We start from the raw sequence: 23,643 nt of genomic DNA, 5'->3' as shown, positions 1-23,643 counted from the left end.
GTTAGAGAAATGAGTTTGAATCCTAATGACGTAGTCATCGTCGATGCGGTCCGTACCCCCATGGGCAAGAGCCGTAATGGCCAGTTCCGTAATGTGCGTGCCGAAAAACTGTCTGCCCTGCTGGTGGAAGCGCTCATGGAGCGTAACCCCAACTGGGACATCCAGCAGACCGAAGACGTGATCTGGGGCTGCGTAAACCAGACCAAAGAACAGGGCATGAACATCGCCCGTAACATCTCCATGCTGGCCGGCCTACCGCGCACCAGCGCTGCGCAGACCGTGAACCGTCTGTGCGGTTCTTCCATGCAGGCCCTGCACTCCGCCGCCCAGGCCATCCAGACCGGCAACGGCGACGTGTTCGTCATCGGTGGTGTGGAGCACATGGGCCACGTGGCCATGGATCACGGCATCGACCTGAACCCGGAAATGTCCAAAGTGACCGCCAAGGCCTCCAACATGATGGGCCTGACTGCGGAAATGCTGGGCAAGATGCACGGCATCAGCCGTGAGAAGCAGGACGAATTCGGTGTGCGTTCCCACCGCCTGGCCTGGGAAGCCACTCAGGAAGGTCGCTGGAAGAACGAGATCGTTCCCATCGAAGGTCACGATCAGGAAGGCAACAAGGTCCTGTGCGAGATCGACGAAGTGATCCGCCCCGGTGCTACCCTGGAAGACATGCAGAAACTGCGTCCGGTATTCGACCCGGCCAACGGTACGGTGACTGCCGGTACCTCCTCTGCCCTGTCCGATGGCGCCTCCGCCATGCTGGTCATGAGCGCCGCCAAGGCCGAAGCAATGGGTCTCAAGCCCCGCGCCAGGATCGTCTCCATGGCCGTGGCTGGTTGCGACGCCGCCATCATGGGTTACGGTCCCGTACCGGCCACCCAGAAGGCCCTGGCCCGCGCGGGTCTGACCATCGACGACATCGACTACGTGGAGCTGAACGAAGCGTTCGCCGCCCAGTCCCTGCCCGTCATGAAGGACCTGAAGCTGCTGGACGTAGCCGACCAGAAAGTGAACCTGAACGGCGGCGCCATCGCCCTGGGTCACCCGCTGGGCTGCTCCGGTGCGCGTATCACCGGCACCCTGCTGAACGTACTGGAATGGAAAGGCGGCAAGCTCGGCCTGGCCACCATGTGTATCGGCCTGGGTCAGGGTATTGCTACCGTGATCGAGCGGGTGTGATCTTAAGCCCCTCTCCCGCTTGCGGGAGAGGGGTTTGGGGAGAGGGCGCTTTTGACAACCGCCCTGCTCCCACACCAATTTCCGGCCCTGCCTCACAAGGGCGGGATTGGAAACAAAAAACCCCGGCTACCCGCCGGGGTTTTTCTTTGTGCGGGATTTATACATTGCCATCATATCCTGACGATCTGGCACCCGCATGATCTCTGCCGTATCTCCATACGGATAAGCTCACACACCTCTTCACTCTCATCACCATAATGTCCGTTCCTGATCTGGGCCTTGATCCAACTAGCCTGCTGATCTGTCACCGTAATGCTCTTCTTCACCTTAGCCATACACCGCCTCATGCAGACTATCCATTAATAGATCCGTAGGTGGCCTGCCAAGATGTAGGCGTCCTGATGTTCGCTGTTCGTGGTTGTTGTTCCCTCGGCAGGCAGCGTAGTGTTATCAAAACGCATCGAGTCAGTGAACCCAACTCGAGGAAAGGTCCCCCTGAACAAGCAGCGAGGTCGTTCATCAATGGATGCTTACAGTTCCCGGTTGGAATCACTGAATGCACTCAAAAATACCGCAGGTAAAGTCCGCACTGTGGGCTTCGAGCTTGAGTTCTCCGGTATTGCATTCCGCGATACCGCCCGCGTGGTGTGCGATACGCTTAACGGAAAGATGACAGACGAAACCGCCGCGGAAGTGTGTGTGCAAACCGATCACGGTGATTTCAATGTCGAGCTCGACTGGGATTTTCTCAAGACCATGGCGGCCAACGCGGGTAAGGCCGTGGATGAGCTGCTGCATCCGTTGTCAAAGGCGGCAGAGCTCCTGGTACCCGTCGAAGTGGTGTGCCCGCCACTGCCCGTCACATCACTGCATATACTTGACGATCTGGTCGAGGCGCTGCGCGAGGCCGGCGCAAACGGTACCGAAGAATCATTGATTGCGGCCTACGGCGTGCATATCAATACGGAAATTCCGGCACTGGATGCGCCCACCATTCACCGTTACCTGCGCGCGTTCGTGCTGCTGCAGTGGTGGCAGGTGGAGGCCAACGATGTCAACCTGGCACGACGGATCAGCCCTTACATCGACTTGTTCGAGGAGTCATATATCAAGGTCCTGCTGACGCGAGAAGCGCCAGATATCAATACCCTGATCGACGATTATCTTGAGCATAACCCCAGCCGCAACCGCGCGCTGGACATGCTGCCCCTGTTTGCCGAAATCGATGCTGACCGTGTTCGCGCCACTGTCGATGACGCGAAGATTAAATCACGGCCGACCTTTCATTACCGATTGCCCAATTGCCAGATTGACGACCCGCAATGGAGCCTCGCATCCTCCTGGATACGCTGGTGCCGGGTTGAACAACTCGCCAACGACGACGCCTCGCTCCAGCAGCTGGGCGACGAATTCCTGGCGGCGGACAGGCCGCTGATTGGTGTGGATCGTGGTGCCTGGGGAAAAAGGATATCCCGATGGCTGGACGACCACACATAGGCGTTACCGGCAACCACCGCCGCTGGGCGCCGGCCTGGTGGTGCACGGCGCTGGCGTTACGCCTGTGTGGTGCGGTTCCCCAACGCATTTCGGTTCATCACCCGTGGCAGGGGGCGCCACCGGATGCCCTGGTGATCGGTGGCGGTAACGATATCAGCCCGGAGCATTACGGCGGTGAAGTCGATGCCCGGGTCAAGCTCGATCCAGAACGAGACACACTGGAAATCGAATGGATTCGGCACGCGCTGAAACACGATATCCCCATGATTGGCATATGCCGCGGGGCGCAACTGATCAACACCGTCCTCGGCGGCACCCTGCACAATGACATCCGCCATATTCGCCGTCTGACCTACAACCGGCCCGGGCTGCTGCCGACCAAACAAGTCTGGCTCGAACCCGATTCCCGACTCGCCCACATAACCGGCAAAACCAAACTCCGCGTTAACAGCCTGCACCATCAGGCCGTAAAGCGCCCGGCCGAGCCCCTGCGCCGCACCGGCTGGGATCTGGACAAGATCACCCAGGCCATTGAGCCCATCGGCAATATTCCCGTCCTCGGCGTTCAGTGGCACCCTGAATACATGATCTACCTGCAGTCACAATTCAGGATCTTCCACTGGTTGGTGGACAATGCACGGTATCGATTACCCCAGCCTTGATAAGAAAATACAGGGTGAACACTGGGCCGGAGCTGCACTCTCGTTGCTAGAGGATTGACGCACAGTCTTGAGAAGGAAACACCACCACCTCATCGCCCTCCTGCCATACCGGCACCTTGATCATGGTTTGCAGGAAGAGTGAATGCTCTAACCAGCCCTGTAACCACCGCTGCAGATTCGGGTAAGGCAGCTGGCTAAATACATCGCGATCGACATGGGCGAATTGGCGGACAAAGGGCATCACACCAATATCCGCGATGGTCGGATCATCCCCAAGCAGGTAAGTGCGGCTCTTCAGCAACGACTCCAGAACCTGAAGAAAGGCCTCTCCCCGTTGCCGATACTCTGCCTGAGTCATCTCCACATGGCGGTCGGCGTATTTATAGCGGTCCAGCCAATACTTGAACTCATTATCGTTTTGCTCAATCAGCGCATTCGCCTGATCCAGGACCGTTGCGTCTAACAGCCCCTGTGGATCCTGCTGCTCTAGCGCCCAAACCATGATGTCCCGGCTTTCATCAATGACAGTCCCATCGGCAAGCCGCAAAACAGGCACGGTCCCTTTAGGGCTTATCGCCAACATTGGCGCGGGCTTGTTTTTCAGGGTCACCTCCCGCAGCTCGACCTGCAACCCAGCGAACAACACGCCCAGGCGGGCGCGCATGGCATAGGGGCAGCGCCGAAAGGAATACAGACAATCAAATGAGGCCGTCATAGCGATACTTCACAACTGAACCAGGGGTGTATTTGCGCAACGGGGAACCGATATTTCTGCTCACCGCCAAAAGGGGTATCGATGAACGCAACCCACAGAGTGCGCGCAGGGAAAGGATGCTATTGAAGCGGCGCCCCGTCCCGGGAGCCTCGATGCATCACAATGTCGTCTTGTGCGCCAGTCTGGGTACTGGCTAAAAAGGGGTGTACTGTCATAACGCCCCTATGCCCGCATCCCCCCCAGAAAGTCCGCGATCAATGTCTTCATATCTTGCAAGGTGTAGTCATCCGGCGAGGACGCCAGATTGATGGCGGCCTCAACCAGGACACCATAAATCATGCTGATAAGCAGATTGCGGGGATAGGGTTTGAGCCACCCGCCGTCCTGTAAGCGTGAGATGGTGCGAGCCAGCGTACCCATCGTGTAGCCACTATCAATATCACGCCATGTCTCCCAGCCAAGAAAGGTAATCACCTCTTGCAGTGGCATGGTGTGGCGTCCATTGCTCACCACAAAATCGAGGAAGGTGTCGCAAAGCAGCAAGGTGTCATCCCAGGGGTTATCGGTTTCAGGAACCGCCCCCACCGCCTCTGCGACCCACTGTGCCTGGAGCTGATAACACGCGATTAACACCTCTTTCTTGCTGCTGAAATAGTAGTAAACCGCGCCTTTAGTCATGCTGACTTTTTCAGCAATACGGTCAATAGACGTCCCTGCATAGCCGTGTCTGGCAAACAGTTCAAGAGCCTCTTGAATGAGGGTATCGCGTGTTTCTTCCGCGAATTTTGGTGTGGGTGATTTGACTGACATACCAATAGTATGTCATACATACCGTCGGTATGTAACTCTCATTCGAATGCCCAGCGAGGCCCAACCATGCTGAAGATGAAGAAAAAATGTGAGCGCTGCACCGCGCCGCTGCCTTTGGACGGAGAGGCTCTGATTTGCTCGTTCGAATGCAGTTTTTGCGCGGAGTGTAGCGCTGAGATGGATCACATCTGCCCAAAATGTGGCGGCGAACTGCACCTGCGCCCTCCCCGTGTCATTACGCCCATACAGGCGCTGACAAAACGTCTTACAGGAGGCGGAAACCGTGTCCGCTAGCTCCCGGTGGGAACATTGCCCCGACGGTACCGCGCTGGAATATGTCGAACACAGCGCGGACCGGGCAGCGCCATACCAAGGCGTCATCCTGATTGCCAGCGCACTCGGCGTGCCCGCCAGGTTCTATCGCGCGTATGCCAATTTCATGGCCATGAAGGGTTTTACTGTCCTCAGTTTTAACTATCGAGGTATCGGACTCTCTGGCCAACAGGCGGATCCCGATGTAATCCGCCTGGCACAGTGGGGCAGCCAGGATCTCGACACCATGATCGGCAAGGCAACGAAGATCGCGGGCAGCCAACCCGTCTATCTGGTCGGCCACAGTATTGGCGGGCAACTGGTAGGTCTTGCAAAGCGCGCGGCGCAGTTGAGCGCAGTGATCTTTGTCGGCGCATCGTTCCCTTACTGGAGCCGCGGGCCTCTCGCGTATCGTCTCAAACTATTGAGTTTTTATTACTGCCTGGTGCCGATACTTGGCCGCCTGCGCGAGCCCTTCCCTGCTCGCGCACTGGGGCTTTCCAATGCCGATATGCCTAGCCGGTTGCTTAGAGACTGGGCCGAGTGGGCCTCGCAGAAAGACTATCTGTTATCCCCACGCTTTCATCTCAATGCCAAACAGGCCTACAGCGAACTGAGTCTTCCCGCCCTGGCGTTTGAATTCGCGGATGATCACATTGCTCCCAAAGCGGCGACACGGAAACTATATGACAGCTACCCGAGCCTGCAGATCGACGTGCGGCGCAAGCCGGCGGGCAGACCGGTAATCGGTCATATGGGGTTCTTTCGTGAGAGCTGTGGTCACCCTTTCTGGGAAGAACAACTGGCCTGGATGGCCAACAAGGAACCCGCCATCGCCAGCCACAGCGGTTAGCGGTCTTGCGGTGCAGGGCTTGCCTCAAAGAGCGGAACAATGAATGCCGAGGGATTCCCCGGCCTTAAACATACCAAGGGGTTATACGATGTCGAACATGGTAAGCACCATGCAAAAAACCGAACAATGGCCATTCGGGAAGCAGTTCATTCAGCTGGCCATGCGCTGGATGGTGCCCTTCTCTGCCAGCATAAAACCGGAGCTGGAGATTCTGGCACCAGGCCATACTCGCGGGCGAATGCGTGACCGACGCGCCGTCCGCAACCACCTCTCCTCGATTCATGCGGGCGCCCTGTTTACCCTTGCCGAGACAACGGGCAATCTCGCCCTGATGAGCATCACCCCCGATAATGGGCGCTGGATCGTTACCGGCATGGATATCGAATACCAAAAGAAGGCACGCGGCGTGCTGATTGCAGAAACGATCCTGGGGGGGCAGGACTGGTCAAGCAGCCACGAGGTTCGGGGAGAAACCCGTATCTTCGATGAACAGGGTGATACGGTTGCCAAGGCGGAACATCGCTGGCGGGTTTCGCCCAAGTGACATCACGCCACATCGACGAAAACCTACCGGACACCCATTCATCGAAAACCTACCGGACACCCATGCATGGAGAATCAAGGCTGCCAATGGCTGAATGGATGGGTGTCCTGTTCTTTCAACCTTATGCAGTTAGTAGTGGGCATATATCTCAAGGTATGCCGCAAATCTCTATATCTATCAAGTGATGACCATAGAAGATAACAGGCACCTCCCCGGTTCGACCTGCACTTGCTGTTTGTGGCACACGCCAATTTGGTTCGCGGCTCAAGCGCTGCTCCTACGAGTCCTGACTAATCCATAGTTGGCACGGTTCCCGCAGTAATCAGGTTCAGCGGCCGGCCAAAAGCCGGCAGAACTGTTTTGTTGCCCCTGACAGGGAAAGAGAGGTAGCCCCATGGATTCTGTATCCATCAAAGACCTGATGTGCACCCGTTTTGCGACGATCCACCCGGAGATGCCGGTGGTGGAAGCGTCCAGCAACCTGATCAAGCTGGACATGCTGGGCAGCCCGGTCACCGACGCCGCCGGCACTCTGGTGGGCTGGATCAGTGAGCGCGAGTGCCTGCAGGCCGCGCTGCAGGTGGTGTATCACAACCAGCGCGTGGCGACGGTAAAGGACCTGATGCAGAGCGAAGTGCTGACGGTGTCGCTGGAAGACGATGTGCTGAACCTGGCCCAGCAGATGCTCAACGCCAAGCCCAAGATCTACCCGGTGGTGGATAGCGCAAACAAGGTGGTTGGCGTGATCAGCCGCCGTCATATTCTGAATATGCTGGATCAGAAGCTGGCTGAGTTGAGCAGGAAGGCTGGGTAATCTGGCTGTTTTTGCTCGTTTTCAGGGCGCCATGATGACCCTTTTTTTTGCACCAGATGCGTGCAAAATTTTTTGGGCGGCTACCTTGGGCGGTTTCGGTGACTGGCAGGATTTGCCCGTTCGTCACCGCCGTATTCGCCATGCAAGCATAGCTCCCACAAAAGACAAGGCAGAGCCCTGGCTGGCGGGCCTGCTACAGCTTCTTTACCCGCCGGTTCTTGCCCTTGATCTTGCCATCCAGTAACCGCTGTAGTGCCAGGTCGGCGCTGTCGCGTTCTATGGCCACGTAGGCCTGGTAGTCGGTGACGGTGATCTTGCCGACCTGGTTGCCGGGGATACCGGCGTCACCGGTGAGGGCTCCAAGGATATCGCCGGGGCGCAGTTTGTCCTTGCGGCCGGCACCGATGCACAGGGTTACCGTGGGCGGCAACATGGTGTCGCCGGCACGGGGCTTGAGGCTGGAGACCGGGTGCCAGTTGAGCTTTTCGCCCTGCAGTTCTTCGATCGCCATGGCCCGGCGGCTTTCGCGGGGGGCCACCAGGTTGATGGCCAGGCCCTTCTCCCCTGCCCGGCCGGTGCGGCCTACCCGGTGAATGTGGGTCTGCGGGTCGTGGGACAGTTCCGCGTTGATGACCATATCCAGGCTGTCGATATCCAGCCCCCGTGCGGCCACGTCCGTGGCGACCAGCACTGACAGGCTACGGTTGGCGAACAGGGTGAGCACCTCGTCGCGTTCGCGCTGCTCCAGGTCGCTGTTCAGGGCTCTGGCGGACAATCGCTGCCGACATAGCTGACTGACCACATCCTGGCATTGTTGTTTGGTGACGCAGAACACCACGCAGCTGGTGGGCCGGAAACAGGCGATGGCCTCGGCCACGGCTTCGTAGCGTTGCAGGGGCTCCACTTCGTAGAAGCGCTGCTCGATGCGGGTGTTGTCGTGCATCGCCTCCACTTCCACATGCTCCGGATCGCGCATGAAGGTTTCTGCCAGCTGCTTGATGCCGGCGGGATAGGTGGCGGAGAACAGCAGAGTCTGGCGACGGGACGGGGTCTGACGGATCACCTCGGCAATGTCGTCGAAGAAGCCCATGTCGAGCATGCGATCCGCTTCGTCCAGCACCAGGGTGTTGAGCCCGTCGAGGCTGAGAGTGCCTTTGCTCAGGTGCTTGAGTATCCGCCCCGGGGTGCCCACCACCACCTGGGCGCCATGCTCCAGGGAACCGATCTGCGGACCGATGGGCTGGCCGCCACAGAGGGTCAGCACCTTGATGTTGCCGGCGCCCCGGGCCAGGCGACGGATCTCTGCGGCCACCTGGTCGGCCAGTTCCCGCGTGGGGCACAGCACCAGTGCCTGGCAGCCGTAATAGCGCAGGTTCAGCGGGTGCAGCAGGCCGATGCCGAAGGCGGCGGTCTTGCCGCTACCGGTGCTGGCCTGGGCGATCACATCCCGGCCCTGCAACAGGGGCGGCAGGCTGGCCGCCTGCACCGGCGTCATAGCGGTGTAGCCCAGGGTGTCCAGGTTGGCGAGCATGTCGCCGCTGAGAGGCAAGGAAGAAAACAGGGTATCAGTCACGTAACGGGCCCGGGTGGCAGGAAATCAGGCGTGCAGTGTACCAACTGTTGGGCCGGGGGCGATGGATTTTGCAGGGGGACTATCTGGAGCTCGTTTCTATAGCGTGAAAAAACGTGGTGGGCGGGGCGATTAGTAACCGACTTTGCCTGTTACGACCCCCAGGCAGACTAACAAATCCGGAGCAGAGATGGCGCTCTGTGCTTAAGCAGCTTCGTAGCATCACCCTCTCCCCTCAAGGGAGAGGGGACTCTCCAGTTAGGCTTCGGGTAACTCAACATCTGGATGTATTCGCTATCAACATCGTTGACGGTCACAACGATGAGGCATGTAAGTGAAAACAGGCTGGACAATCGGGCCATACTCATTCTAGTCTTGTAAACACTTGTACACATACAGATGTGCACTTGCTGCGCTGCCCCCAATTGTGTGTCTGCATGGGTATTGCGTAGGGATTCGGTAAAAGGGGTTGGTCACAGCGCCCCGCACAAGCGGATACTGAAATCCGAACCTGACATGAGACAGCTACAACAACAGTGACTAAACGGATTATGGCGAGCCGCCCCGGCTGCCCGCCGCCAGCCTGGCACGCCAGGCGAGCTTCACCTCAAATAATGACAACGATCGAGGAACCGTTATGCGTCAACCCGCCCAGCCTGAGCCAGGTGCATCACCCTCCATCTGGTCTCGCCTGAGTACTATCACCGATTATTTCGCCTGGCCCTTGCGCACCTCTCATTACCTGGAGCTGGTGAACCCGCTGTGGACCACTCACAAGATGCAGGCCCGCGTCGTCAAAGTCTGGGATGAAACCAAGGATGCGCGCACTCTTACCCTACGCCCCGGCTTGAACTGGCGCGGCCACCGTGCAGGACAGCATGTGCGAGTGGGGATTCCCGCCAACGGCAAGCATTACACCCGCACCTACACCATCTCCTCCCCGCCGGAGCGGGAAGACGACTGCTTTACCATCACCGTAAAGGCCATCGACAAGGGCACCATCTCTCATCACATCGTGCGCAATATCAAGGTGGGCGATTACCTGCCCATCGGGCTGCCGCAGGGGGATTTCTATCTGCCCGACGCGCAGCCGATTCAGCCGCTGTTCATTACTGCGGGCAGCGGCATCACGCCTGCGTTCAGCATGATCAACAGCCTGATTGCCCAGGGTCGCCTGCCGGACACCTGCCATATTCACTATGCACCCCATGAGTTTGATGTGGTGCTGGGCAAGGAATTGAAGGCGATGGATCGCTACAACGATCGCTATCACTTGCACCTGATGTATAGCCGCGAGGGCGACGACCCCAGCCGCAACCGCTTTTCGTCGGCCCAGCTGGATGCGCTCTGCCCGGACTGGAAAGAACGGGATGTGTATGCCTGCGGCCCCCCTTCCCTGCTGGAAGCCATTGAGCAATGCATGGAAGACGCCGGCTGTAGTCGCCAGCTCCATGTGGAGCGCTTCCGTGCACCCTTTACCGACATTCCCGACGATGCGGTGGGTGGCCGAGTGCGCTTTGCCCAGAGCGATGTAGAAACGGATGGCGACAGCGAGACGCCACTGCTGAAAGTGGCCGAAGAGGCAGGCATGAACCCGCCCCACGGCTGCCGCATGGGCATCTGCCATACCTGCAACACCACCCTGGTATCCGGGTGTGTGCGAGACCTGCGTACCGGTGAGGTACTGAACGAGGCAGGCAGCATTGTACAGACCTGCATCTGCGCCGCCGCCGGCGACTGCGAACTGGATTTGTGAGGGAATAATAATGAAAACCCATCAATACCCGGTCGACCTGACCGATGAACAGATCGAAGAATTCGGCCGCGAGCTGGAAGCCATTCGCAACGAGGTGTTTGATTCCCGGGGCGACCGGGATCGCGCCTACATCCTCAAGGTGATCAAGACCCAGCGCACCATGGCGGTGAGCTCCCGCTTTGTGATTTACCTGTCACTGTTTTTTATTCCCGCCTGGGGGCACGCGCTGGCAACCTGGCCGGTGGCGCTCACCATTATGGGCCTGGGCGTCTTCGCGCTCGGCATCGCCAAGATCCTGGAGAACATGGAAATCGCCCATAACGTGCTGCATGCCCAGTGGGACTGGATGAAGGACCCGGAGATCCAGTCCAACACCTGGGAATGGGACACCATGAGCCCGTCGGACCGCTGGATGCATTCGCACAATGTGGTGCACCACACCTGGACCAATGTGCTGGAAAAAGATCTGGATGTGGGCTACGGCATCATGCGGGTGACGCCCATGCAGAAATGGAAGCCGGCGTTTCTGCTGCAGCCGATCTATTTCATTCTGCTGATGCTGTTATTCGAGGAAGGCGTGGCCATTCATGAGCAGGCCATTGATGACCACCTGAAAGGCAAGAACAAGCTGAAGGACTTCACGCCGCTGTTAAAACGTATTGGCTACAAGGTATGGCGGCAAGTGGCCAAGGATTATATTGCCTGGCCGCTGGCCGCGGCGCTGGTAGCGATCCCGATTTCCTTCTATGTGCCCTTCTCGCCCCTGCTGGTGTTCGGCATGGTGGCCGGCGCCAATGCGGTGGCCAACCTGATCCGCAACATCTGGGCATTCACCATTATCTTCTGCGGGCACTTCCCCGCCGGCGCCCACAACTTCACCCTGGAGCAGGTGGAAGGCGAAACCCGCGGGCGCTGGTATCTGCGCCAGATGCTGGGCTCTTGCAACATCGAGGGCAGCAAGCTGTTCCACATTCTGTCCGGCAACCTGTCACACCAGATTGAGCATCACCTGTTCCCGGACATGTGCAGCAACCGCTACAAGGAAGTGGCACCGCGAGTACGGGCGCTGGCTGACCGCTACGGCATTCCGTACAACAGCGCCTCCCTGTTCCGCCAGTTTGGCACCACCTGGCTGAACAACCTGCGCCTGGCCTTCCCCGGCGGCGGCGAACCCTACGAGCCACGCCGTGAGGAAGCCAGCCAGTCCTGACGTAAACCGTAGGGTGGATTAGCCTAAGGCGTAATCCACCCTCCCCTCCAACGCTTCAAAAGGTGAATTACGCCTTCCGGCTAATCCACCCTACGTTTTGGTGATCGGAGTAGGCTTTTCCTAGTCCAAACCTTCGCTTTGCGAGCAAAGCTCCAACGGACAAGAGGAGCTATTGGAGCCTTGCTCGCAAGGCGAAGGTTCTCTCAGCAAGCCACCGCTTTTAGCGCCGTCTTACCAGCCCGTCTTCCAGCACCTGCTCGAAGTGATCTTTCAGGGTGTCGGCCGCCGGGCGGTAGTTAACGCCCAGCGCTTTGCTGCGGCTGTTGTCGAAGCGCAGCGGGTAGCCCACGTTGCGGCTGATGAACTTGCGGGTGACCGGGCCCATGAACGGACCAACAGCCCACACCACTGGTTTCGGTACCTTCATCATCGGGAAGGGGTATTGCTTGCCGAATTGCTTGCGCAGGATGCCGGCGATGTCGAGCATGGACACGGACTGGCTGACCAGGATGTAACGACCTTCCGCTTCCGGATTGAATGCACCTAAAAGGTGAGCCTGGGCCACTTCACGCACATCCACCATGCCGTACTCCAGCGCCGGCACGCCGGTTTTCAGTTTGCCGCGCCCCATGTCCAGCAGGGTGCCAATGCTGGCGGAGTTGCTGGCGTTGGTCAGTGAGGGGCCATAGACCATGCCCGGATTGATGGTCACCAGGTCCCAGCGGCTTTCTACACTGCCCCCCTGGCCATCGTGGATCTTCCAGGCTTCGCGCTCGGCGGCCACCTTGGAATACTGGTAGGGGTTGTGGTCGACGCTGCTGGTGGTATTCCAGTCCGCTTCGGTGAAGGCGCTTTTGCCCTTCATGTCGGTGGCATCACCGTATACCGAGGCCACGCTGCTGGTGAGCACCACGCGCTTGAGGGTGTCGCAGCGGTTAGCGGCATTGAGCACATTGCGGGTGCCTTCCACGGCCGGGCGCACCAGAGCCTCGTTGGCATCGGTAAAGCCATCCAGCACGAATGGCGAGGCGGTGTGCATGAGAATGTCGCAGCCCTGCATGGGCGCATCGAAACTCTGCGCATCCAGCAGGTCAGCCTTGAACAGTTTCAGGGTGCCGGGGGCAGCGTCGGCGATGCGTTTCAGATGATCCACGCTCTTGGCCTTGTTGGGATCACGCACCGTGGCATGCACGGTATGGCCCGCTTCCAACAGGTATTTGACGATCCAGCCGGCAATGTAGCCGGAAGCGCCGGTGACCATCACGGTATGAGTGTTACTGGGCATGCTTGGCTCCCGCCGATAAAAAGAAGGCCAACGCTACCATGATGGCAAAACAAGACTAGGGCTGTTCGTGCCATTCCATGACTGTGCGGCCAATAGAAATTACAACGAAAACAGGCGCCAGCGGCGCCTGTTTCCAGGGAAAAGAATCAATTCTGCCAACGCGACCGGTTAAGCCACATCCACGCGGCCAGCCCCAGCCCCCAGGCGCCATTGACGATCAGGCCACCGACCACCTTGGTGGCGTTCACGTCCAGACCTTTTAAGGGGAACACCAGCAGCATGGCCACCAGTGTCGGGCCGATGGCACCGAGAATCAGCGCCCCCAGCCAGTGCCGGATACCCTGCCAGCGGCGGATCAGCCACCAGACCGGAATACCCCAGACCCCGCCCCAGAATGCCAGTGACAAAACCTGGGGAATGCCCAGGGGCGGTACCGGGGTCATGTTCCAGGGCGCCGCCGGGATAAGGCCCGCCAGCCAGAACAGCGCCAATACCCCCTGGTGAAACAGCAGGGTAGCAATGAAGCCCCCGGTGAAGGCCTGCAACCATTGTTGTGGCGAGTTGGACATGGTCACTCCGACGTTGAGAGGTGTTGGTAAATGATTACCCGGCAACTCTACACCATCACCCTCCTCTGCGCGTGAACAGACCAGGAGCAAGATCCGTTCAGCCGTCGTCCGGAATTTCCGGTGTCACCAGTTGCGCCAGCATTTCCAGGGATTCTTGCCAGCCCTGATAGCAGAATTCCACCGGTATCACCTCCGGCACCCCTTCCTGGGTGATGGTCAGATCGGTGCCACACAGCACCTCTTTCAACGTGATGGTTACCTGCATTTCGCCGGGCAGGTTGGGGGTGGCGCGCAGGACAAGATGAAGACGGGCGGTATTACCGGACATGATGATTCTCCTTGTTGGATGTGGCGCCTCTCTTCAGGGAGGGCACGGGTTTATCGAATACGGAGAGGGGGATTCGACAGTTCGCCATGCGAGCATGGCTCCAACAGGAATACATCCACTTTATTGGTCTTATTAAACGAAAAAGCGCTATTTTTAATCATTATTTCAGATCATATAGTCACTCCATCGAGGGACAGGTAATAGAGCCTGTTACAGGAGGACGCCATGATCGAGCTTCGCACACGCAATGAACTGGGCCATGCCCGGCACGGCTGGCTGGATACCCGGCATCACTTTTCCTTTGCTAACTACCATGACTCACAACGGGTGCATTGGGGAGATTTGCGTGTGTGGAACGATGACACCATCGCCCCACAGACCGGTTTCCCTGCACATTCCCACCGGGAGATGGAAATCATCACCTATGTGCGCAAGGGGGCGATCACCCACCAGGACAGCCTGGGTAACAGTGGCCGTACCGAGGCTGGGGATGTGCAGGTGATGTCCGCAGGCACCGGGATTACTCATAGTGAGCAAAACTTGGAGGATACGGAGACACAGATCTTCCAGATCTGGATTATTCCGAACGCCACCGGGCTGCCGCCCACCTGGGGCAGCAAGCCGTTCCCGAAGGCCTCCCGCGACGGGCACTTTGAGGTGCTGGCCAGTGGTTACCCGGAAGACGCGGACGCCCTGGCGATTCAGGCGGATGCGCGGGTGGTAGCGGCCACGCTGAGTCATGGTCAGGACATCGAATACGTGCTCGACCCGACTCGCAAGGTCTACCTGGTGCCTGCCAAGGGACGGGTGCGGGTGAATGGGGTGCTGGCCGAAACTGGCGATGGCCTGGCCATCAGTGACGAAGCCCGGCTGTCTGTGGTGGCAGAATCAGACAGCGAGATCGTGCTGGTGGAAACCGTCTAGGAAAGCCGTGATCGATGCGTAGGGTGGATTAGCCGCAGGCGTAATCCACCTTCCTTGCGGTCACCCAAACCTGCCGAACGACAGGGTGGATAACGCCTGCGGCTAATCCACCCTACCTCCCAGAAGAAGGCACGGAGTGTTTCCGGGCCTTTCGCCTTGCAAGCAAGGCTCCAACAAAGCCAGCCAACGGCTATTCCACTACTGATCCGACTTTTTCTGCAGCGCTGTTTCCAGGCAGGCAATCTTTTCATGCATGGTGCGCATCAGGTCGAGCATTTCCTGGCGCTCGTCGTGGGCGATCTGGTTGTTGGCGTCCCGTTCGGCACGCTGTTCGCTTTCGTGCACTTCCTGAGTGGCACTGACGATGATGGCGATGAACAGGTTCAGCACCATGAAGCTGGAGATCAGAATGAACGGCACGAAGAAGATCCAGGCCATGGGATAGACGGCCATCACCGGCCGGGCAATGCCCATGGACCAGCTTTCCAGGGTCATGATCTGGAACAGGCTGTAAATGCTCGCTCCCAGAGTGCCGAACCACTGCGGGAACGCCTCACCAAACAGCTCGGTGCCCATTACCGCAAAGATGTAGAACATCATCAGCAACAGCGCTGCGGTCCAGCCGATGCCGGGTAACGCCTGCATCAGGGATTCCACCAGCATGCGCAGCCGTTTCACCGATGACAGCAGCCGCAACACCCGCAAGATACGCAGGCTCCGCAGAATCGCCAGGGGCCCGGATGCCGGTGCCAGGGAAATAGCGACGATCAGAAAGTCGAACACATTCCAGCCGGAGCGGAAAAAGCGCGGCCCGAAGGCGACCAGCTTGAGCACAATTTCCAGTACGAAAACCGCCAGCACTATCTGGTTGAGCAGGTTCAACCACTGCCCTGCCCGCTCCTGTGCCACCGCGGAGGTTTCCACACCCAGAATAATCGCATTGAGCAGGATCAGAGCGGTAATGGTGTGACCGAAGAACGGGGTATTGAGCCAGGTGGCCAGGCGCTGTCGCCAGCCATCGGAGGATACGGAAGTTGAAGAGGCCTGCATGGACAATCACCGAATAATCCAGGAGGCGCGAGTATACCTGATACGGGAGGGGGGATTGATAGGGTCGTTGGAGCCATGCTTGCATGGCGAAAAGCCGGAATCAGACCCCGAGCCATTCGCTTTGCGAGCAAAGCTCCAACGGGAAAGTACGCGGTCAGTCTTCCAGGGTCACCACGGGCTCCCAGACACCGTCGGTGACTTTGGAGAGGATCATATCGTTACCGGCACGATGATTGGTGGCGCTCATCTTGATATCCACCCCGGTGACCGGATCACTGAAATCCAGGGACTCCATGGCCGCCAGGAAGGAATCGGTGGTCAGGTCCGGTCCGGCCTCGCGCAATGCCTCTATGGTCACCATGGCACCGACACGCCCCAGCACCGCACCACCACTGGGTACCGAGCCATACTGCGCCTGGTACTCATCTGCCCATTGTTTCGCTTCCGGCACATCCTTCATGCGGCTGACAATATCCTGCCAGGGGGAGACACCGTAGAGTCCTTCTGTGACACCGCCGGGCGCCGCCGCCACTGCGGAATGGAAGCCGGCCTGGGAGACCACGAATTTCACATCATCCCAACCCATTTCCTTGGCGGTAGCCACCACGGAAATGATCGGCCGAACCGGCAGGGCCACGGCGACCAGCTGACAGCCGGCATCCTTCAGGCGCGCCAGGGTGCCGGTGAAATCGCTCTCGTCCGGACGGTGAGAGGTGCTTTCCGCCAGGGTCAGAGTCTCTTTGCCGGCGGCAGCATCGGTGATGGCCTGGTTCACTTCCTCGCCGAAATCCGAGGGAATGTACATCACACAGATTTTCTCGATGCCGTACTCATCGGTCATCCAGTTAACGCCTTTCAGTACCCCTTCGTGGTAGCTGGGACCGAAAACGAAACGATGGGAAAAGTCGCCCTCTTCTTCCATCTGCCGGGACAGGGCCAGGGGAAGAATGCTGGGCACGTTATTGCGGTCCATCAGAGGGAAAGCTGCCAGGTTATGGGGCGTCCCCAGGCTCATCACCATGGCGAAGATTTCATCGCGGCTGATCAGCTTGTTGGTGGCCTGGGTGGCCTTGGGCACCTGGTAGGCATGATCCTCGACGATGTAACGAATCTTGCGCCCATGAATACCGCCGTCGGCATTCACTTCGGCAAACATGTCGTTGGCCACCTGCACCGCCGGTGAGGAAAACGCCGCAAACACGCCGGACAAATCGTGCATGCCACCCAGTTTGATTTCGGTATCACTGACGCCACGCACCGACTCGGCGGCGGCGCTCTCTTCTTCCTTGTTATCACTGCACCCGATCAGGGTGGCTGCGGCGAGAGCCGCCAGGCAAAGCTTCTTCATGATGCACTCTCCTCTCGAATTCATTGCAATCAGTACATGGAATCAATCAGGTGCTTGTGTTTTTTCTCCACGAAGGAACGCTTCAGCTTCATGGTGGCAGTCAGCTCCTCATCTTCGGCGGTGAGCAGCACGTCGATCAGGCGGAAATACTTGATCTGTTCCACCTGGGCGAACTGTTTGTTCACATCGGTAATGATGCTGTCGATCAGGTCCACCACCTCTTTGGCACGACACAGGGAGGCGAAGTTGGAAAACGGCACCTGGCGGTCCTGGGCATATTTCTCCACGTTTTCCTGATCGATCATGATCAGGCAGGTGAGATACTTGCGCTGATCACCAATCACCACTGCATCAGAAATATACGGGGAAAACTTCATCCGACTTTCGATTTCCGCCGGCGTGATATTCTTGCCGCCGGCAGTGATGATGATGTCTTTCAAACGGCCGGTGATGGTGAGCATGCCATCTTCCAGACGCCCCACATCGCCGGTGTGCAGCCAGCCGTCGCGGATGTCCTCGGCGGTTTTTTCCGGCTTGCGCCAGTAACCGGCGAACACATGGTCGCCATGCACCAGCACTTCCCCATTGTCGGCAATGCGCACCTGGGTATCGGGTAACGGCTCACCCACGGAGCCGATCGTTGCCCGGTCCTTGCTGTTGAGCGATACCACCCCGGTGGTTTCGGTCATGCCGTAGCCTTCATAGAGCGGCACGCCCAGGGCCTGGAACCAGCGAATCAGGTCCGGCGAGATCGGCGCCGCGCCGGTAGTGCCCCGACGCAGACGGGCCATGCCGATAAGGTCGCGTACATTGCGCAGCACCAGCAGATTCCAGAACTGGTAATGCAGCCAGGAAAACGGTGAGCGTTTGCGCTCACAGTGCCAGCCATCCCCGGCGGCAAGCGCCCGGTCGAAACACCAGCGGCCGAAACCGGTGGCTTCATCTCGCAGGGTCATCATGGAGCTGTAGATCTTTTCCCAGAGTCGCGGCACCGCGGCAAAAGTATTGGGCGACACTTCGCGCAGGTTCTCGAATACGGTTTCCGGGCTTTCCGCAAAGTTCACGGTACAGCCTTTGTAGATGGGTACTTCCACCGACACCAGCCGCTCCAGGATATGACACAGGGGCAGGAAGCAGAGCTGGTCGTCATCCTCGTGGGCTTCCAGCACCTGCTCGCCGGCGGCCAGCTGAAACAGCACATTGCGGTGACTGATCATGGCACCCTTGGGGGCACCGGTGGTACCGGAGGTGTAGATCAGCATGCGGATATCATCGGGCTCACTGTGCGCAATGCTGGCGCTGAACTGGGCTTCCGCATCGGGGACCTGTTCGCCCAGGGCGTACAGCTCATCCAGGAACATGACCATGGGATCGTCAAAATCCCGCAGCCCCTTGCGATCGAACACGATCACTTTTTTCAGGGTGGGCACCTGATCACGCACGGTCAGATACTTGTCCAGCTGTTCATCATTTTCCACGAACAGGAAGGCGGAGCCACTGTCATTGACCAGGTAGGCCAGCTGCTCGGCACTGTCGGTGGTGTAGACACCATTGCTGATGCCGCCCGCGCCGGCAATGCCCAGATCGCAGTACAGCCATTCCTTGTTGTCTTCACTGAGAATGGAGACCGGCTGCCCCCGTTCCAGGCCCAGAGACAACAGCGCCACGCCGATGGCGCGGGCCTTTTCGTAATAGTCCTGCCAGCTGTAGCTCTGCCAGATGCCCAGGTCCTTTTCACGGTGAGCGATTTGCGCTCCTCGCTCCAGGCATTGCTGGCGCCACAGTTTGACCACGGTGTCGCAACCGTGGAGAAGGGTCGGTGCGTTGTTGGTTGTTGTCATCATCAGCGCCAGGTCTTCTTTCGTTTCCAGCGTTTTTCCGGTCGGTCATCCCCCGCCGACTGGCCCAGATAGAACTCGCGAATATCGTCGCTGGCGAGCAACTCCTCGGCGCTACCGTCCATGACGATGCGGCCGGTTTCCAGCACATAGCCATGGTCCGCCGTATTCAGCGCCACCTGGGCATTCTGCTCCACCAGCAGCAGGGTCACGCCCTGCTCCTTGTTGAGCCGGCGAACGATGGCGAAGATTTCCTGCACCAAAAGCGGCGACAAGCCCAGGGACGGCTCATCCAGCAACATCAGCGACGGCCGTGACATGAGCCCGCGGCCGATGGCCAGCATCTGTTGCTGGCCACCAGACAGGGTGCCGGCGGGCTGATTGCGGCGCTCCAGCAGGATCGGGAAATAGTCATACACCATCTCCATGTCCTGACGGATGCCCGCCTTGTCACGGCGGATATAGGCGCCCATGGTCAGGTTTTCTTCCACGGTCAGAAACGGAAACACTTCCCGGCCTTCCGGTACGTGGGCGATGCCCTGACGCACCAGGGCATCCGGTTCGCGCCCTTCGATGGCTTCGCCAGCCAGGGTAATGCTGCCCTTGCGCGGTGCCAGCGCCCCGGAAATGGTTTTCATCAGGGTGGTCTTGCCGGCGCCGTTGGCGCCGAGGATGGCAACCACCTTGCCCTCGAACACATCAATCGACACCCCGCGCAGGGCCATCACCGGTCCGTAGAAGGCTTCCAGGTTTTTGACCTGCAATAGCGGCTGGGCATCATTCATGGCGTCTTTCTGCACTGCACTCATGAGGTTGCCTCCGTGCCCAGATAGGCTTCGATTACCTTGGGGTCCGCCTGCACTTCGGCGGCGGTGCCCATGGCCAGCGGCCGGCCTTCCGACACCGCCAGCACCCGGTTGGATACCCGCGATACCAGGCTCATGTCGTGCTCCACCATCAATACCGTCAGGCCCAGGTCTTTCTGCATGTCTTCGATCCACCAGGCCATGTTCTGGGTTTCTTCCACGCTCAGGCCGGAGGCCGGCTCATCGAGCAGGATCAGCTTCGGCTCGCTGGACAGGGCGCGGGCAATTTCCACCACCTTGCGCACCCCGTAAGGCAGGCCGGCAATCAGCTTGTCCCGGTAGGCGGCCAGGTCGAGGAAGTCGATCACCTCCTCCACCAACAGACGATGCTGCCGTTCACTGCGCCGTACCTTGGGCAGAAACAACAGCTCCTCGAACCAGCGGGTATTGCGGCGGCAATGGCGGCCGATCAACAGGTTCTGCAGTACCGAGGAGTGATCGAACAGTTCAATATTCTGGAAGGTGCGGGCGATACCCAGCCCTGCCACCTTGTGAGCCGGCAGGGAGGTAATGTCCTGACCATCGAATACGATCTGCCCGGCGCTCGGTTCATAGAGGCGACTGATCAGATTGAAGATGGTGGATTTGCCTGCCCCGTTAGGGCCAACCAGGGTGAACACTTCGCCGGGCTCCACGGTGAAGCTGACACCGTCCACCGCTTTAACGCCGCCGAAGGAAATGGAGAGATCCTTTACCTGTAACAGACTCATCGTTGGCGCTCCGTTTTCAGGTAGGTGCGGGTGCGGCGGAACATGCCCTTGCGATACAGCGGGAACAGCTGCAGCCAGGTGCGCACCTTGAACCAGACGCCGTAGAGCCCGCGCGGTTCGTAAATCACCATAAGCAGAATCAGCAGGGCAAACAGGGCGGTATCCATACCCGGGTAGGCGGCGATCTTGATGCCGGCAGCGTTATCCAGAAAATCCCGGGCAATGGCGATCAACTGGGGCAGCAACACCACTACAATGGCACCGAAGAAGGCGCCATGCACGGAGCCCAGCCCGCCGATCACCACCTGCAGCAACAGAGTGATGGAAATCAGCACCAGGAAGCTTTCGTAATTCACTGCCTGGGCCAGGTGCGCATAGAGTGCCCCGGCCAAGCCGGTGATGGCGCAGGACAGGCTGAAGGACAACGTCTTGGCACGGGCCACATTGACCCCCAGGGCCCGGGCGGACACTTCACTGTCGCGCACCGCCAGAAAGGAACGGCCGGAGGCACTGCGCAGCAGGTTCAGGTAACCCAGGGTGACCATCACCAACACTGCCAGGCACAGATAGTAGAAGGCGTGCGGCGTGGCATAGCGATCGATCTCCATGCCGAACAGGGCAATGGGCGGCGCAAACACCCCGGCCACCCCGCCGGTAATCGGCTCGGCGATAATCGCCACGTCCTCAATAATAATGCTCAGCGCCAGGGTGGCGATAGCCAGATAGATGCCGCTCATGCGCAGAATCGGCCGGGAGATGATGGCGCCGATAATCCCGGAGGTGACCGCGCTGGCCAGCAGGGCGGGAATAAAATGCCAACCGCGCAACATCAACGCCAGGTTGGTAAAGGCACCAATGGCCATAAAGGCCGCATGCCCCAGACTGACCTGGCCGGTATGGCCGCTGATCAGCATCAGCCCCAACCCCGCCAGGGACCACACCAGCACAGCCGTCAGTTCACCCAGATAATAGGTGCCAAGCAGCCAGGGCGCGGCCAGCAGCAATGCCATGAGGATGGCGTACTGAGCCAGGTGCCAGCGCCCTTCAAACAGATTGATATCGTCGTCGTAACGGCTTTTGAATCGGTTGCTCATGGCCTACACCTTCTTCTGGCTGATCTGCGCGAACAGGCCGCCGGGGCGCAGGATCAGCACCAGCAACATCAACACATAGGGGGCAATCTGGCCCACGCCGGAAGGCAGATAGCGGCCCGCGAACGGCTCCACGATACCCACCAGCAGGCCGCCCAGCAGCGCCCCGGGCAAGGAGCCCAGCCCGCCGATGACCGCCGCGGCGAAGGCCTTGATCCCGAACAGCAGGCCCACGGAAGGCTCCACCGCCCCCTTGGCGGCGAACATGACCCCGGCAATCGCCGCCACCACCCCGGACAGGGCCCAGACAATGGCGTTGATGCGTTTCACCGGGATGCCCATGTAGTAGGCCGCCATCTGGTTCTGGCTGCTGGCCTGCATGGCCACGCCAAGACGAGTGCGGGCAAAGAAGAAATAGAGAATGGCGGTAAGCGCCACGGTGGTAATGATGATCACCGCATCCACCACCGGGATCATCAGTTCTCCCACCGTCCAGACCAGGCCGATAAAGGGGGTTTCCAGGGAGGTAGGATCATGGCCCCAGATCACCCCGGCCACAAAGCGGATCAGAAAGCCGAGCGCGATGGTAAGAATCACCATGGCGAATTGCGGCTGCCCGAAGATGGCGCGCAACACGAAACGATCGAGGAGGTAGCCGAACAGGCCGAGGATCAACGCCGCCAGAGTAATGCCGACCAGAAAAGGCAGATCCGCATAGCTGGTGTTGATGAAGGTAACGCCGAGAAAGGCCCCCAGCATCATCATGTCGCCCTGGGCAAAGTTGACCGCTTCGGATGCCTTGTAGATCAATACAAAACCCAGCGCCAACAGCCCGTAAATACAGCCATTGGCAATCCCGCTGACCAGCAGCTGGAGTATATCCATGGTCCCTCTCTCCCGGGGGGTTATTATTCTGTTGCTTTTTTATTCAATGGATCCGAGCCTAGCGGAAGTCCGACATTCTCACCAGTATGTAAAATGTAACAGGATCAGAATGAGATTGAAGGGGCTTGCTGGTCCTGCATTCGCCGCCACTTCCGGTATGCTTGGCTGTCGTTCAGCAGACCCCAGTAGACCATGAATGTAAATGACCGCCATCGCATTGATGCCACCGCCCGGGTTCTCAGCCAGGCGTTTTATCAGGATCCGCTTTTTTGCTATTTCTTCCCGGATGACCAGCGCCGTCTGGCACTGTCACGCCATACCTTCCACTTTCTGGCCTGCCATGCCCATCACCGGGGAGAAATCTGCACCACACCGGGTACCGTAGACGGCGCCGCCGTGTGGCTGCCGTCCCGGGCGCTGCATCGCAGTGTGCTGGAGATGGTGCGCTTTGGTGCCCTGCCCATGTTGCGCCAGGGGCCGGCGGCGGTGAAACGGCAGCTGGATGCCGGCGACGCCATGCAAAAGGTGCATGACGCACTGATGCAAAAACCTCACGCCTACCTGTTATTGCTGGGGATTGATCCGCAGAAGCAGGGCCAGGGGCTGGCCACACGGCTGTTGCAGCCGACGCTGGAGAGGCTGGACCGGGAAGGACAGCCGGCCTATCTGGATACCCATAACCCGGACAATGTATCGCTGTACCGACGTTTCGGGTTTGAGGTGGTGCATGAGGCAGTGATGCCGGGAACGGATGTGCGGCACTGGGCGATGGTGCGGGGAAAAAGCTAACGAGCGAGTTACGAGTTGCGAGGAGCGAGTTG

The 23,643-nt window shown here is 59.0% G+C and carries 24 protein-coding genes; 11 read left to right on the top strand and 13 right to left on the bottom strand.

Annotated features, from left to right (window positions below; translation table 11 throughout):
• The first annotated feature begins 9 nt into the window (after nucleotides 1-9).
• The 3 genes from fadA (at nucleotide 10) to Q0Y02_RS12365 (ending at nucleotide 3,344) form a co-directional block, all read left to right on the top strand.
• Nucleotides 10-1,185: an acetyl-CoA C-acyltransferase FadA gene (gene fadA, locus Q0Y02_RS12375; protein ID WP_297768787.1), complete on the top strand. Its 1,176-nt coding sequence runs from the start codon at nucleotides 10-12 to the stop codon at nucleotides 1,183-1,185.
• Between the two features lie 522 nt (nucleotides 1,186-1,707).
• Entirely contained in the window at nucleotides 1,708-2,682 is a 975-nt protein-coding gene (locus tag Q0Y02_RS12370; RefSeq protein ID WP_297768785.1) for an amidoligase family protein, read from the top strand.
• Complete coding sequence (locus tag Q0Y02_RS12365; RefSeq protein ID WP_297768782.1) at nucleotides 2,661-3,344, top strand: type 1 glutamine amidotransferase; 684 nt, start codon at nucleotides 2,661-2,663, stop codon at nucleotides 3,342-3,344. The genes Q0Y02_RS12370 and Q0Y02_RS12365 overlap by 22 nt, the downstream gene beginning before the upstream one ends.
• Nucleotides 3,345-3,390: 46 nt before the next feature.
• Here the strand turns inward: Q0Y02_RS12365 and Q0Y02_RS12360 are convergent, their stop codons facing one another.
• Together Q0Y02_RS12360 and Q0Y02_RS12355 are read right to left on the bottom strand one after the other, a co-directional pair.
• Nucleotides 3,391-4,059 (bottom strand): glutathione S-transferase, encoded by a 669-nt coding sequence (locus Q0Y02_RS12360; RefSeq protein ID WP_297768777.1) that lies wholly within the window; start codon nucleotides 4,057-4,059, stop codon nucleotides 3,391-3,393.
• A gap of 222 nt (nucleotides 4,060-4,281) precedes the next feature.
• On the bottom strand, nucleotides 4,282-4,869 hold the full coding sequence (locus tag Q0Y02_RS12355) for a TetR/AcrR family transcriptional regulator (protein ID WP_297768775.1): 588 nt from the start codon (nucleotides 4,867-4,869) through the stop codon (nucleotides 4,282-4,284).
• 9 nt (nucleotides 4,870-4,878) lie between these two features.
• On the opposite strand from Q0Y02_RS12355, the gene Q0Y02_RS12350 reads away from it, so the two are divergent.
• From Q0Y02_RS12350 to Q0Y02_RS12335, 4 genes are all read left to right on the top strand, one after another.
• Nucleotides 4,879-5,163 (top strand): DUF1272 domain-containing protein, encoded by a 285-nt coding sequence (locus Q0Y02_RS12350; RefSeq protein WP_366516923.1) that lies wholly within the window; start codon nucleotides 4,879-4,881, stop codon nucleotides 5,161-5,163.
• Complete coding sequence (locus Q0Y02_RS12345) at nucleotides 5,153-6,034, top strand: alpha/beta fold hydrolase (RefSeq protein WP_297768773.1); 882 nt, start codon at nucleotides 5,153-5,155, stop codon at nucleotides 6,032-6,034. Before Q0Y02_RS12350 ends, Q0Y02_RS12345 begins: the two co-directional genes overlap by 11 nt.
• Before the next feature lie 109 nt (nucleotides 6,035-6,143).
• Nucleotides 6,144-6,578, top strand: coding sequence for a DUF4442 domain-containing protein (locus tag Q0Y02_RS12340; RefSeq protein ID WP_297768769.1), 435 nt, complete (start codon nucleotides 6,144-6,146; stop codon nucleotides 6,576-6,578).
• 394 nt (nucleotides 6,579-6,972) lie between these two features.
• Nucleotides 6,973-7,392, top strand: coding sequence for a CBS domain-containing protein (locus Q0Y02_RS12335; protein WP_297768766.1), 420 nt, complete (start codon nucleotides 6,973-6,975; stop codon nucleotides 7,390-7,392).
• Between the two features lie 193 nt (nucleotides 7,393-7,585).
• Here the strand turns inward: Q0Y02_RS12335 and dbpA are convergent, their stop codons facing one another.
• Nucleotides 7,586-8,965 (bottom strand): ATP-dependent RNA helicase DbpA, encoded by a 1,380-nt coding sequence (gene dbpA, locus Q0Y02_RS12330; RefSeq protein WP_297768763.1) that lies wholly within the window; start codon nucleotides 8,963-8,965, stop codon nucleotides 7,586-7,588.
• A 634-nt stretch (nucleotides 8,966-9,599) separates the two neighbouring features.
• Here dbpA and Q0Y02_RS12325 point away from each other — a divergent pair.
• Entirely contained in the window at nucleotides 9,600-10,718 is a 1,119-nt protein-coding gene (locus tag Q0Y02_RS12325; protein ID WP_297768760.1) for a ferredoxin reductase, read from the top strand.
• A gap of 10 nt (nucleotides 10,719-10,728) precedes the next feature.
• Nucleotides 10,729-11,928 carry an acyl-CoA desaturase gene (locus Q0Y02_RS12320; protein ID WP_297768757.1) on the top strand — a complete coding sequence of 400 codons (1,200 nt, stop codon included), beginning with the start codon at nucleotides 10,729-10,731 and terminating at the stop codon, nucleotides 11,926-11,928.
• 220 nt (nucleotides 11,929-12,148) lie between these two features.
• On the opposite strand, the gene Q0Y02_RS12315 is transcribed toward Q0Y02_RS12320, so the two are convergent.
• From Q0Y02_RS12315 to Q0Y02_RS12305, 3 genes are all read right to left on the bottom strand, one after another.
• Nucleotides 12,149-13,213, bottom strand: coding sequence for an NAD-dependent epimerase/dehydratase family protein (locus tag Q0Y02_RS12315; RefSeq protein ID WP_297768754.1), 1,065 nt, complete (start codon nucleotides 13,211-13,213; stop codon nucleotides 12,149-12,151).
• Nucleotides 13,214-13,359: 146 nt separating this feature from the next.
• Nucleotides 13,360-13,782: a hypothetical protein gene (locus Q0Y02_RS12310; RefSeq protein WP_297768751.1), complete on the bottom strand. Its 423-nt coding sequence runs from the start codon at nucleotides 13,780-13,782 to the stop codon at nucleotides 13,360-13,362.
• Between the two features lie 97 nt (nucleotides 13,783-13,879).
• Entirely contained in the window at nucleotides 13,880-14,113 is a 234-nt protein-coding gene (locus Q0Y02_RS12305) for an SRPBCC domain-containing protein (RefSeq protein ID WP_366516925.1), read from the bottom strand.
• 222 nt (nucleotides 14,114-14,335) lie between these two features.
• Between Q0Y02_RS12305 and Q0Y02_RS12300 the strand changes: the two genes are divergently transcribed.
• Nucleotides 14,336-15,034 carry a pirin family protein gene (locus Q0Y02_RS12300; protein WP_297768749.1) on the top strand — a complete coding sequence of 233 codons (699 nt, stop codon included), beginning with the start codon at nucleotides 14,336-14,338 and terminating at the stop codon, nucleotides 15,032-15,034.
• Between the two features lie 198 nt (nucleotides 15,035-15,232).
• Here Q0Y02_RS12300 and Q0Y02_RS12295 read toward each other — a convergent pair whose 3' ends face one another.
• The 7 genes from Q0Y02_RS12295 to Q0Y02_RS12265 all read right to left on the bottom strand — a co-directional run bounded on the left by Q0Y02_RS12295 (nucleotide 15,233) and on the right by Q0Y02_RS12265 (nucleotide 22,822).
• Nucleotides 15,233-16,084, bottom strand: a complete 852-nt coding sequence (locus Q0Y02_RS12295; protein ID WP_297768747.1) for an ion transporter — start codon at nucleotides 16,082-16,084, stop codon at nucleotides 15,233-15,235.
• Between the two features lie 154 nt (nucleotides 16,085-16,238).
• Nucleotides 16,239-17,432, bottom strand: coding sequence for an ABC transporter substrate-binding protein (locus tag Q0Y02_RS12290; RefSeq protein WP_272962406.1), 1,194 nt, complete (start codon nucleotides 17,430-17,432; stop codon nucleotides 16,239-16,241).
• Between the two features lie 29 nt (nucleotides 17,433-17,461).
• Nucleotides 17,462-19,276: a long-chain fatty acid--CoA ligase gene (locus Q0Y02_RS12285; RefSeq protein ID WP_297768743.1), complete on the bottom strand. Its 1,815-nt coding sequence runs from the start codon at nucleotides 19,274-19,276 to the stop codon at nucleotides 17,462-17,464.
• Nucleotides 19,276-20,079 (bottom strand): ABC transporter ATP-binding protein, encoded by an 804-nt coding sequence (locus Q0Y02_RS12280; protein ID WP_297768741.1) that lies wholly within the window; start codon nucleotides 20,077-20,079, stop codon nucleotides 19,276-19,278. Before Q0Y02_RS12280 ends, Q0Y02_RS12285 begins: the two co-directional genes overlap by 1 nt.
• Nucleotides 20,076-20,846: an ABC transporter ATP-binding protein gene (locus tag Q0Y02_RS12275; RefSeq protein WP_272962402.1), complete on the bottom strand. Its 771-nt coding sequence runs from the start codon at nucleotides 20,844-20,846 to the stop codon at nucleotides 20,076-20,078. The genes Q0Y02_RS12280 and Q0Y02_RS12275 overlap by 4 nt, the downstream gene beginning before the upstream one ends.
• Entirely contained in the window at nucleotides 20,843-21,940 is a 1,098-nt protein-coding gene (locus Q0Y02_RS12270; RefSeq protein WP_297768737.1) for a branched-chain amino acid ABC transporter permease, read from the bottom strand. Before Q0Y02_RS12270 ends, Q0Y02_RS12275 begins: the two co-directional genes overlap by 4 nt.
• Nucleotides 21,941-21,943: 3 nt before the next feature.
• Entirely contained in the window at nucleotides 21,944-22,822 is an 879-nt protein-coding gene (locus tag Q0Y02_RS12265; protein WP_272962400.1) for a branched-chain amino acid ABC transporter permease, read from the bottom strand.
• Between the two features lie 192 nt (nucleotides 22,823-23,014).
• On the opposite strand from Q0Y02_RS12265, the gene Q0Y02_RS12260 reads away from it, so the two are divergent.
• Nucleotides 23,015-23,611 (top strand): GNAT family N-acetyltransferase, encoded by a 597-nt coding sequence (locus tag Q0Y02_RS12260; protein ID WP_297768734.1) that lies wholly within the window; start codon nucleotides 23,015-23,017, stop codon nucleotides 23,609-23,611.
• The last annotated feature ends 32 nt before the right edge of the window (nucleotides 23,612-23,643 follow it).

This window comes from uncultured Alcanivorax sp. (assembly GCF_947258575.1).
GTDB lineage: Bacteria > Pseudomonadota > Gammaproteobacteria > Pseudomonadales > Alcanivoracaceae > Alcanivorax.
The sequence above is the reverse complement of the archived record's forward strand: the minus strand, read 5'-3'. Positions and strand labels throughout refer to the sequence as shown.